This is a genomic window from Mesorhizobium sp. M0768 (assembly GCF_040320195.1).
Lineage (GTDB): Bacteria > Pseudomonadota > Alphaproteobacteria > Rhizobiales > Rhizobiaceae > Mesorhizobium.
This window is the reverse complement of sequence record NZ_JAMYPD010000021.1, coordinates 115,375-126,138: the sequence shown is the minus strand read 5'-3', so window position 1 is coordinate 126,138 and position 10,764 is coordinate 115,375. Positions and strand designations below refer to the sequence as shown.

The 10,764-nt window shown below is 57.5% G+C and carries 9 protein-coding genes; 3 read left to right on the top strand and 6 right to left on the bottom strand.

Annotation, left to right across the window (positions count from 1 at the left end):
* Positions 1 to 680, top strand: a 680-nt coding sequence (gene tnpC / locus NKI08_RS23935; protein WP_352772630.1) for an IS66 family transposase, incomplete at its 5' end; no start/stop codon positions are given.
* Between the two features lie 679 nt (positions 681 to 1,359).
* On the opposite strand, the gene NKI08_RS23930 is transcribed toward tnpC, so the two are convergent.
* Both NKI08_RS23930 and NKI08_RS23925 read right to left on the bottom strand, forming a co-directional pair.
* Positions 1,360 to 2,310 carry a 2-hydroxyacid dehydrogenase gene (locus NKI08_RS23930; RefSeq protein ID WP_352772627.1) on the bottom strand — a complete coding sequence of 317 codons (951 nt, stop codon included), beginning with the start codon at positions 2,308 to 2,310 and terminating at the stop codon, positions 1,360 to 1,362.
* A gap of 882 nt (positions 2,311 to 3,192) precedes the next feature.
* The gene (locus NKI08_RS23925; protein WP_352772624.1) at positions 3,193 to 3,831 is read right to left on the bottom strand and encodes a TetR/AcrR family transcriptional regulator; all 639 of its coding nucleotides are present in this window, start codon (positions 3,829 to 3,831) and stop codon (positions 3,193 to 3,195) included.
* Positions 3,832 to 3,990: 159 nt separating this feature from the next.
* Between NKI08_RS23925 and NKI08_RS23920 the strand changes: the two genes are divergently transcribed.
* A complete protein-coding gene (locus tag NKI08_RS23920; protein WP_352772621.1) occupies positions 3,991 to 4,722 on the top strand; it encodes a hypothetical protein in 732 nt (243 codons plus the stop codon).
* Between the two features lie 95 nt (positions 4,723 to 4,817).
* Here the strand turns inward: NKI08_RS23920 and NKI08_RS23915 are convergent, their stop codons facing one another.
* Positions 4,818 to 5,255, bottom strand: coding sequence for a helix-turn-helix domain-containing protein (locus NKI08_RS23915; RefSeq protein WP_352772618.1), 438 nt, complete (start codon positions 5,253 to 5,255; stop codon positions 4,818 to 4,820).
* Positions 5,256 to 5,615: 360 nt separating this feature from the next.
* Here NKI08_RS23915 and NKI08_RS23910 point away from each other — a divergent pair, with 360 nt between their 5' ends.
* On the top strand, positions 5,616 to 6,779 hold the full coding sequence (locus NKI08_RS23910) for a hypothetical protein (RefSeq protein WP_352772615.1): 1,164 nt from the start codon (positions 5,616 to 5,618) through the stop codon (positions 6,777 to 6,779).
* A gap of 227 nt (positions 6,780 to 7,006) precedes the next feature.
* On the opposite strand, the gene NKI08_RS23905 is transcribed toward NKI08_RS23910, so the two are convergent.
* The 3 genes from NKI08_RS23905 to NKI08_RS23895 all read right to left on the bottom strand — a co-directional run bounded on the left by NKI08_RS23905 (position 7,007) and on the right by NKI08_RS23895 (position 10,763).
* Complete coding sequence (locus tag NKI08_RS23905) at positions 7,007 to 7,513, bottom strand: hypothetical protein (protein ID WP_352772612.1); 507 nt, start codon at positions 7,511 to 7,513, stop codon at positions 7,007 to 7,009.
* A gap of 104 nt (positions 7,514 to 7,617) precedes the next feature.
* A complete protein-coding gene (locus NKI08_RS23900; protein ID WP_352772610.1) occupies positions 7,618 to 9,309 on the bottom strand; it encodes a restriction endonuclease subunit S in 1,692 nt (563 codons plus the stop codon).
* Positions 9,306 to 10,763: a type I restriction-modification system subunit M gene (locus tag NKI08_RS23895; protein ID WP_352772607.1), complete on the bottom strand. Its 1,458-nt coding sequence runs from the start codon at positions 10,761 to 10,763 to the stop codon at positions 9,306 to 9,308. The genes NKI08_RS23900 and NKI08_RS23895 overlap by 4 nt, the downstream gene beginning before the upstream one ends.
* Position 10,764: the final 1 nt, after the last annotated feature.

Here is a 10,764-nt window from a genome sequence, read left to right as displayed (position 1 = left end):
TACACCCGCAGACCTTCTTGGGCGATTACCGCGGCATCGTGATGAGTGACGGTTATTCCGCCTGGCGCACGCTGGAAGGGGCAACGCATCTTGGCTGCATGGCTCATTCGAGGCGGCGCTTCGTCGATGCCCTAAAGGCGAGGAAGAAGGGTGGCGGGCCGCCGGAACAAGCACTCCGGTTCTTCGAACAGCTCTATCGGGTTGAAAGGCAGGCGCGGAACGAAATCCCCGATGACGGCGAAACGCGAGATCACTGCATTCGCCGCTTCCGCCAGCAACATAGTGTCCCGATCCTCCAGGCTCTCAAGGCATGGCTCGACGACTTCGCTCCAAAAGTCTTGCCGGACAGCAAGCTCGGCGACGCCGTCTCCTACACCCTGAACCAATGGGGATATCTAACTCGTTACACCGAGGACGGCAGCATGCCGATCGACAACAATCTTCTCGAGCGTGACATCAGAATCTTTGCCACTGGCCGGAAAAGTTGGCTGTTCAGCGATACCGTCGACGGAGCCAGGGCCAGCGCCGTCATCTACAGCCTGATGTTGACCTGCCGCGCTTGTGGCGTCGAGCCGTTAGCCTGGCTGCGCCACGTCCTCACCGAATTGCCTCAACGCAACGAGGACGCTGATATCTACGATCTGCTGCCCTTCAACTTCGCCAAAGCAACAGCAGTCTGATCAGACCAGATACCGTTCCCAATTCGAAGGCCATCCGTCGAAAGCGCCCGCGTCAAGGTGCAGCGAAAATAGCGCTTACAATGAACCGTCATCGAGAAAGGGATCACACCGGAAAGCCATCGGGCTCAGAACGCACCATCCAAGACTTCGAGCCAAGAAAGCGGGCGAAGAAAATGCTTCAGGCCCGGATCTGTATCTATCCCCGGATAAGCATCCGGCCCGTGCGATTTCTTCTATTTAGGTGTGCTCTATCAGAGTCTTACGGGGACCGCATGGCTTCAAATTGGGGAGGACATGAAATAGGTTCCTTGCGGTATCGGCGCTTGTAACGCCCGAGCATGTTACCTTCGGCTCCGACAGCGCCGCTTGCCACTGCGTAGCTTGGCTCTTAGATCCCGCCTAAGGTCGGATAAGTTGGATTTCGAAGGATTCTGTCAACTTAAGGTAAACTTAATGTAATGCGTTCTCTTACAGGCCTAAGAGGACGCACGTTTTTGGTTGACAGAATTGGATGCGGATCGTCGGTGATTGGCGGCTAAGTTGACATTGTCAACTTAGCCCGCATTCAAAGCGCTCCAGTAAGCCTCCGGCCTTCTAAGAAAATGTGCTTCTAGCAGATTTGAGATGGCCACGCTTCATAATCGGAAGCTGCTTAAGTCGGTAAACACACTACTTCGATTCAATAACCCCGTTCGAGGTCGATCTTATTGGACAGAGGCTCTCCTCTTGCGACTTGACCGCAGAGATCGGCGACCTGGTCGATGCCAGAATCCACCCAGAAGCTCGCGACATGAGGTGTGATGGTCACCCTGGGATGAGTCCACAAAGGTGATGAAGCCTCCAGCGGTTCACGCTCAAAGACGTCAAGACAAGCACCTGAAAGCTGACCTTCGTCGAGAGCGCGGATCAGGTCGGCTTCGTTGACATGCGCGCCCCTGCCGACGTTCACAAGGTAGGCACCTCGCTTCATTTTTCCAAAGGCACCGGAGTTCAGTATCCCACGAGTGTCACCAGTCAGGGGAAGTGAACAGATAACGTAGTCCCGACTTGTGAGTGCATCCGCAAGCTGGGCACGGCCAAAGTAACTATGTATACCAGGAAGCGTCTTTTGATGACGAGACCAGACTGCCGTGTCGTAGCCCAAGTCCGCAAACAGCTTTGCGGCCCAGCCACCGATCCGGCCCGCACCCAGCACAACAATTCTTGTCTCGGAGATCTTCCGCGGTGCGATCGGATTCCAAATCTTGCGGACTTGCAGACCCATGTAATCCGCAACATGCCGTTGTTGGCAGAGAACGCGAAGGACGATGTATTGCACCACTTCCGAAGCCTGCTCACGCGTTGCGAGCCGGATGAGCGGAACACTCTTGGGAAAGCTCTGAAGATCAATACCCTCGACACCGGCCCCCAAATAGACGACGGCGCTTAGCCCCGCCATGGCGTCAAAAAAACCGGGACTGGCGCCCTTGTCGATCAGCACAATATCTATGTCACTTTTGTTCCCGGCGTCTGGCCAAAGCCTGAACTCCAGCTGCGGCACACGGGTTTTCAGCTCAGCAGCCCACACTTGTGCATCAATGTAGTCAGGATATTCATTGACCATCAGAACGGTAATAGGGTCGCCGAACACTTCGCCCCTCCCAGATCCAGGTAATCAGGCATCTACCGGATGACCGCTCTGTTGAGACTGAGTTTTGCGCAAACTGGCACCAGTTGCAAGAACAGACTCCGGCACAAGGGCGCGTTGGTGCGCCGGCTCCGGTCTATCCAGGCTTAGATATTCGGTTTGGTCTCTGCGCGAAGAACCTCGATGACCATCGACGAGTTCTTAGAGGTGCGCGCTAGGCTGAAAGAAATCGAGGAGCAATACCTCTTGTCTTAGTCGAGGTCGATCCCGGCCTTTAGGCCGCAGGAGGCGGGCACCCGGTTATCACCTTCTCAGTGTTTTCGAGCCTCTGAGCAACGGTGCCGGAAGACATTGCGGTGTAGCGTGGTGATTGATCAGTTCGCCCGGCCACGGTGCAACACTTGCCCTATCCGACTCTGATCCTGAAACCCATGCTCTGTCAAATGCAGGTCACACTCGAATAGATCCCAAATAGCGCTCAGGACACTCGTGGAGAACGGCCGGGCTGGCTGCGGCCCTCCCACACAAAGCGGTGCATTGGCGGGATATTTGTCTGGCGCAACAAAAGGCATCCCCATGGGCTGACCACGGCGATCCTAGGACTTCCATCCCTCTAGGGGGTTCATCCGGAGTCAGAGATAAAGTCGATCGGTTCCTAGGAGCCCGGGTGCGCGTCATGAGCTTCCTCTCATGGCATCTAGAACCGACACCCGATTACCGCAGTCGTGCGCTCGCCAACGTGCACCTACTTCGCCGACCGCACTGGATTAGCGGGACTGACCGAACATGCGCTCCATGCTCGCGGTCCGCACTTGAGCTTGAGGTCGTCAAAAATCAGGTGTCTGCCGCCAATGGCTCAGATGAGTGCACGGCGCTTTGTCCCCATTAGGTCCCGTTGTTTCCAATGAGGGTCACGAAGTGCTTTAATGCGTCCTGCGCAGTTCGCTCCGCAGTATGTCCAGCCACTGCCCACTGCGCAAAGTGTCCGTCAATGCACATGCGTGCGAGCCCGTAGACGAGCGCCCTCGCGGCTATCTGGGTCTCTGCTATGTCGTTTGACCGGAGCAGGTTTCGTCGCTGTGCTTCTGCCAGCGACCCTTCTACCAGCGAACGCACCGCTTCGTTATCGTGACGCAGCGACTCCGAACTGTTCCAATCAATAAGGCTCCGTGTCGAGATGATCTGGAAATGGGTGGGGTTTCGAATTGCCCAGCGCAAATAGGCGACGCCAACAGCGGCAAAGCGCTCAATCGGGTCGTCCGTCGCGACGTTCTCGACTGCGTTCATAATCTCCGAGCGGAATCGGCTCATTGCCTGCTCTGCGACAGCCGTCATCAATGCGGTCTTACTAGCGAAATGACGGAAGGGTGCGCCGGGGGAAACGCCGGCCCGCTTTGCGGCTTCGCGCACGCTCACATTGTCGGGGCCACCCTCCTCGACTAGTTGAACGGCGGCATCGATCAGCGCGTCCCGCAAGTTGCCATGGTGATAGCTGGTGCGGCGATGCGTGTTGGTTTTTGGCATCTCTTTCCTTTCCGCAGAGCTGAATTACGCCTCCATATCACAATTTTGGAAAAAATGTAATCACCATTTACATATCCAGCAAAAGGATGTAATCAGTGATTACAAAGAGGACCGGGATAGGCCTGCGGTCTTCGCGACTGCCAAATGCCAGATGGAGGAATGAACATGCTCGCCAGAAACGCCGAACCTCACCGATCGCAATCGTTCACGTCGTCCCAGAGGCCAGCCGAAGAACCTCAGCACAAGGAGAATTTCGCGACTGTTCAGTCGAGCGCAGCTGTGCCCGGCGTCACGCTTTATCGGCTTGCCTCCGTCGCCGGGATGGGAAGCGCGCTTATTCTTCTGGTCAACGCGGCTAAACGCAGTTCGCTCATCCCGACCACCGATCTAACCCAACTTCTCGCGCCACTCGCCGAGATATTGGCGCTTGGTCTTGTCGTAGGCTTGTTTCTTGCGTTTGGCCGGCGCGCGGGCCTGTTCGGCACTATCGCGTTTGTCATCAACTTCATTGCACTGGCAAGTCTGGAAGGTGTGGAAGTGGTGATCAATCTCGTATTTTCGAAGCTTCCGCTGACAACCATCATCGACCTGCGCGCCGGGCCGCTCGGACTCGTTCTGGTGGTCAGTTCGTTTCTTTTTCTGTTTGGGACGCTCGCGTTTGTAGTCTCTCTTGCCGTCGGAAGAACCGTGCCGCGCATTCCACTCGCTCTCTATTTCATTGGCGCAGTGCCTATCGCACTCCGTGCGTTCGTGCCGGAATGGGCTCTTGACCTGGGCCTAGTGGTCCTTGCGGCAGCGATCGCCTGGCTCGCCGGATGGCTGTGGATATGCGCGAGCACTGTCGACGACTTGAAGCCCGAAAACGTGACGACCTTAACCGCTCAGAATTGAATGCACCTATCGCGCGGTGCACAATTCAGCCTCACAATTCCGGTTCGCTTTGGTCAAACTCGATCGTTCACAGTGATCGAGTTTCGACCCTGGCGTTACTCGGCATCATTCGATTGCCTTCGTGCCACGCCACCAAAGAGGGCGCGTAGTATCTTTCTAAGCACGACCGATAGCTTCGGATCCGCTCCGTTTGAGAATTTGCGGATCGCGCCGATGATCTCCCGCTCGTTTTCTGAGAACTCGCCCACAATTTCCTGAAATGCCGCACGGTCTTTTTCATTGCCGTCCTGCGTCAGTGCCATGACGAATAGCTCGCGAGGATCGGTTTCTAGCGCCTTGGCGATGCTCACGACACGATAAAGCGGCACCTTGGTTCTCCCGCTCTTAAGCATCGCTATGACGTTGTCGTTCACAAAACCGATCGCTCTGGCTATGTCCCGTTGGCTCTTTCGGTGGCTCAGTTCATAGATACGCTTGTCCAAGAATTTAGCTATCTCGGATTTAAGAGGCGCCCCCCTGCTATTGTCGCTCATGCTCGCTCTCTCTCTGTAAGTTTATGATGTTGTTTAAGATATATCAACAAATGATAGGGAATCGTAGCTTCCCATCGAATGTCGCAAGCCAAAAGCGCGCTACTCAACCTAATCATTGGCACATACAACCAAAAGAACACCATTTTGAACCAATTTTTCTGGATTCTTAGAAAATATATACATAAGTCACCTATGACTTACTGCCACATAAAAGCGTCGCGGTGCGCGCATAGTGCCCGCGGCGTCCAGAGGTGGCGAGGCGGAAATGGCTTGGCGCGGAAGTGCCTGTCGCTAGGGTGATGCGACTCGGGTAAATGCCATCCGGTGTGGTCGACCGGCTGCTCAGTGGGTGGCCGCCAGATGAACTACTCGACCAAAGTCGTTCTGAGGGGCATCAAAGATCCGAAGCGTCAGGTCTTGCTGGAATACAGGGCAGCTCCAACGACAGGGACGCAGCGGCGGGTGGCCGGCAAGACAGTTGTTCACCCGGTGATCGATCTCGGGGACTACACGTGCCGAGCGGTCATTGACTGGGTCGAAATCGACTTCTGGTTCGAGCACCCAACCCAGTTCCGATTCGTGCAAGACGTTCTAAGTCCCATCATTGGTCGGCAACCTCACGTGGAGCCGCTGGATCCGCGACCTGGAAAGGTAAGCACTGAGTTTCGAGTCAAGGTTCAAGAACCTCAGATGGACCATTTGACCAGTTGTGAAGAAGCGCTGGACAAAAAATTCGTCCTGCAAATGCACGGTGTAATTCGTTCAATCGAGATCAGCGTGGATTTTAAGCCGAAGAGGCCATCGTCAGAGAAGATTGGACGAATGGTAGGGGTGCTGGCCCGGCATCTTTTTCCGAACCGGGACTTCATGACTGATCGCCTCGACAGACCACGTTTTTTATGGAGTCGGGAGGAGAAGCCAATCTTCATCATGGGTGCGAACAACCTGCTCTCATCTCATGCTGACAGACCTGCTCCCATCGACGCGACGTTCTGGGTTGGCCGAAGGAACGGGCAGGTCAGTTGGCGAGTGATGGAGAAGCTCATCGACAACCAAAACACCGGGGCCGGAACCTGGGATGAGCTGCCCGTCAGCGAGCACCGGGCACGGATCGAAGTGACCCTAGACCGGCAAGAGCTGATTGACCTTGGGGTCGACTTTCTTCACGATCTCCGTCGATTCAATTTCGCCCGGCTTCAGGGCAAATACTTCCAGTTTATGGTTCCGACGTTCGAGAACCAGGTCGCAGACAAGCACCCAGCCCATAGGGCGCTCGAGGTCGACCGCTGGAAAAGGTTCGTCAACGCCGGCATCGTCGGTGTGATTGCCATGGAAGGCGCAAGGCAGTCGTTCAGGCAGGCGGCTAGGCCGGCGCTTAGGAAGTTCCTGCGAACTAGGCGACAGAAGATCCGATCCCTGACCCGACTCGGCACTGGGGCGTCAGGTAGCTTCCTCGCTTACGAGGCTTTGAATGGGCGGGCGGCGATGGCGCTGGAGAAGCTGGGGTATAGGGAGGGTGGGTGAGGTTGTTGAAGGCGCGCCATACAGACCAAGTTATTAGGTCGCCGGAACCTCTGATGCGTCGAACCCTTGCGCCTGAAGCAGCTGCTCACATCCAGATACGCCGATAGCCAGAGTTTCTGGTGGGAAAAACCTGCCAAATCGGAATCCGACGGACGACCGCGCACCTTTCTTGGGACCAACTCGGCGCGATGCCAGCGGTTCATCCTCTTCGGGCAGGCGGCGGGTGTCTAAAGTCGAGTTCGCGATTGCTCTTTACCCCACTGCCAACAGGCATCGCGCGTCTGGCGATGAAAGGAAAGTTCGTCTTCGACAGCGAATCCGACCCGGCGGGCACCGGCGGCAAAGCCACCCAATGCGCTTGCCTCTAGCTCTCCGGTGCCGCGCCCGCTCTCATTGACGCAGATTGCAGGCAGCATAGGCAAGCCGCGCGCATGACAAACATCGAGCAGTCGATCCAGATGCCCATTCGCGCCGCTCATCCGATGCCGGGCCTGGCCCCATTCGACTTTGCTTGCCTTTGCCAAATCCCCATAGGTGACGCACCGCTGCTCGATTGCCGCCTGGACAAGCAGTTCCAGAGATATGTCGATACTGAGGTGACCTTTTCCCTGACTCCGGCGTGCGCGCTCCTCTAGCAATTGCAGGTAAAGCTGTGCGCTTGTCGCACCCTTTTGCTCGTGGTTGTGTATCCATTGATTGATTTCGGTGTCTGTCTTTTCGGTCAAGCTTGCCACGTGAACTCTCCTTCGCGCGGTGCCTGCTATCGATCCATATCGCTCACCAGCGCGAACAATGTCATAACTCGATCACCTCGGCGAGTATCACCTCGGCGAGTCCGTCATTCGGCCGCCTCCAGTTCGCGATCCTCGGCGGGCGCCAGCGCCTCGGCGAGCAGCGCGTCAAGCAGGCGGCGGCGGCTGGCAGCGGTGGTTGTGAGGCTTGCCTCCAGCCGGTCACACAGCGCCATGAGTGCATCGACCTTGGCGACGATGCGGTGTTGTTCGGCGAGGGGTGGGAGAGGAATTGGCATACGTCGGAAATCGCCGACGTTGACCCCTTGCAACGCCACTCCCTTCGTCTCGCCCGCCATCCACGCTTGGCAGAACGGTGCGTCGATGGTGAGACGGATGTATTGCGGATACACGAGGTCACAGATCGGAAACCGGAGCATATGCTGTGTGATGTTCCCACCTGCCAGTTCTGGCGGCACGAAGGCAGTCTTACCGATGGTGCCATCCTTCGAAATGAGCAAATCGCCCGGCACAAGTGTGGTCTTCTGGAACTTCGCAGCGCGGGCGCGGTCACATTTAGGAAGCCTGGCAACATCAATTATGCCCGTCTTCATTTCCGTGACTCGAACAGTGGGCACGCCATCGGCGACCCATTCGGCCTTCAAGATGCCGTAGGTCACAGTCTCGTTCCGACGGACAAGGGCGTTTACGGAAGCCCACTCCCATCCGCTAGGAAGCGGGAATGCGTCTGCCAAGGCATCATCGTCCGGTTCAAGATCAAACAACTTTCGTTTCTTCGTCCATGGTAGGGCGAAAATCCGCTTCAATAACTCCGACGCCGGTTCGTCGTTCGCATCCTGCGGCACGAGTTTGCCGCGCACGGCGAGATTGAGGATGGTCTGACGCAATTGCTTGATCTGGTCGGAGCGCGTGGTCAGCGCCGGCAGCGCGTCGAGGGCGAAGCGGGCGTTGGCCTGGAAGGCTTCGGGATCGGGCGCGTCGAGGCGGGCGAGGCTCGCCGCCGCCAAGCGGTCGCGCGTGGCCTCCCTGTTCGCTCTGGCCGCCTCCAGCCGGTCGCACAGGCCCATCAACTCCTCGACCTTGGCGACGATGCGGTGCTGCTCTGCGAGTGGCGGGAGGGGGAAAGCCAAGTCTTCAACTTGCTTCTTGCTGACGCTCGGAAAAGCAATTCCTCGACCCATTTCAATGATATCATACCTCGCCTTCCAGACAAAAAGGCGAACAAAGCCATCATCGAAGCTAGAGTGAATGGCAGCCACGCCCCGACCAATACATGCTCGGAATCCTGCGACGTTGGTGCGACCAGTAGTTGAACCTCTCACACAAATAAGCAGGTCCCCTTCTTCACAGAAGTTCGTCGGAGCCGTGGTGAACTGATTGACGACGGTCTTGCCGAATGGACCCGGTGTAAACTCGACTGGCCCGTTGATAAGTGGCACTCCTTCGCCGGTTGTGTTGTAGGTTTCGCCCGGCGGGCTTTGCCCCATCGTGACGGTTGAAACCGCTCCGAGCGTTGTCCAAGCCCATCCACGCGGAAGCTGGAACTCAGGATCGTCACCAATAACCTTCTTTGGGGTAGCGATCCTGGCATGCTTCACCAGCCGCGCCTGCTCCTTGGCGATTCGCGTCAGCAGTTCCGATGCCGGTTCGTCGCTCACATCCTGCGGCACGAGCTTGCCGCGCACCGCCAGATCGAGAATAAAGCGGCGCAGCCTAGCAATCGCGTCGGGCGCGTCGGCTATCGTCTCGTAATGCTTTAGAAGGCGTTCTGCATTCATCGTGCCAGCGCCTCGGCAAGGATCGCCTTCAACTGGTCTCGATATGCCGTCGTCTCGGCTTCGACACGGGCAAGCTCGCTAAGCAGCGTTTCCGGGTCGCCGTGATCGTCGGCCACCGCGTGCGGGTTCTTGATGTCGAGATTGTAGCCGCGCGCCTTCACCTCCTCGGTGGTGACGCGCCACGCCTGCGGCGTCTCCTCGCTGCCCTGCCGGTCCTTGCCACCCCACCAGTCGATGCAGCCCTGAAAATGCCCCAGCCGGATCGGCTTGGTCATCGAATACGCTTTCTGACCTTCCGGCACGCGGTGCTCGTAGAACCAGATGTCCTTCGTCGGCGCGCCCTTCTCGAAGAACAGCAGATTGGTGCCGATCGAGGCATAGGGCTTGAACACGGAATTGGGCAGGCGAACGATGGTGTGGAGGTTGCACTCCTCCATCAGATGTTCCTTGAGTCGCGTCTTCACGCCCTCGCCGAACAGCGTGCCGTCCGGCAGCACTACGGCGGCGCGGCCGTCCGGTTTCAGAAGGCGCACGATCAGGGCGAGAAACAGGTCGGCGGTTTCCTTGGTGCGGAAGGTCGGGAAATTGTTCTCGATGCCGTCTTCCTCCCTTCCGCCGAAGGGCGGATTGGTGACGACGATATCGACGCGCTCGTCCTTGCTCCACGAAATCAGCGGTCGGGCCAGCGTATTGTCGTGGCGCACGAAGCTCGGGTCTTCGATGCCGTGCAGCAGCATGTTGGTGACGCAGAGCATGTGCGGAAGCTGCTTCTTCTCCACCGCGCGCAACGCGCCCTGCATCGTCTCGCGCTGCTTCGGCGTGCGGACGTAGCCCTTTGTCTCCATGTGGCGGATTGAGCACGTGAGAAACCCGCCCGTGCCGCAGGCGGGATCGAACAGGAGCTCGCCGGGATACGGGTCTATACGATCGACCATGAAGGCGGTCACGGCGCGCGGCGTGTAATATTCTCCCGCATTGCCGGCCGATTGAAGATCATTGAGCAACTGCTCGTAGAACTCGCCGAAGTGCCGCCGCTCGTCTAGATTGTTGAAATCGACCTGATTGATCTTGTTGACCACCTGCCGCAGCAACTGGCCGGATTTCATGTAGTTGTAGGCGTCCTCAAACACGTCTCGCACGACGCGGCGGCGGTCGCCGAGCTTGGCGGAAAGCTGCAAGCCCTTCAGCGCCGGGAATAGCTCATCGTTGATGAAGTCGAGCATGGTCTGCCCGGTGATGCCCTCCGGGTCCGCCGCCCAGTTGCGCCACTGGAATTTTTCCGGGATCGGCGAGCGGTAGCCGTCCTTGGTCAGTTCGAGTTCCTGATCCTGATCGTCGATGATCTTGAGGAAGAACAGCCAGGTGAGTTGGCTGATGCGCTGCGCATCGCCATCCACGCCGACGTCCTGGCGCATGATGTCCTGAATGGATTTTACGGTGCTGCGGACGATCATG

What these genes read in the sequence shown, in the direction of transcription:
- NKI08_RS23895 (WP_352772607.1), bottom strand. Translation starts at nt 10,763, where the DNA reads ATGATCGTCCGCAGCACCGTAAAATCCATTCAGGACATCATGCGCCAG.
- NKI08_RS23925 (WP_352772624.1), bottom strand. Translation starts at nt 3,831, where the DNA reads ATGCCAAAAACCAACACGCATCGCCGCACCAGCTATCACCATGGCAAC.
- NKI08_RS23900 (WP_352772610.1), bottom strand. Translation starts at nt 9,309, where the DNA reads ATGAATGCAGAACGCCTTCTAAAGCATTACGAGACGATAGCCGACGCG.
- NKI08_RS23910 (WP_352772615.1), top strand. Translation starts at nt 5,616, where the DNA reads ATGAACTACTCGACCAAAGTCGTTCTGAGGGGCATCAAAGATCCGAAG.
- NKI08_RS23915 (WP_352772618.1), bottom strand. Translation starts at nt 5,255, where the DNA reads ATGAGCGACAATAGCAGGGGGGCGCCTCTTAAATCCGAGATAGCTAAA.
- NKI08_RS23920 (WP_352772621.1), top strand. Translation starts at nt 3,991, where the DNA reads ATGAACATGCTCGCCAGAAACGCCGAACCTCACCGATCGCAATCGTTC.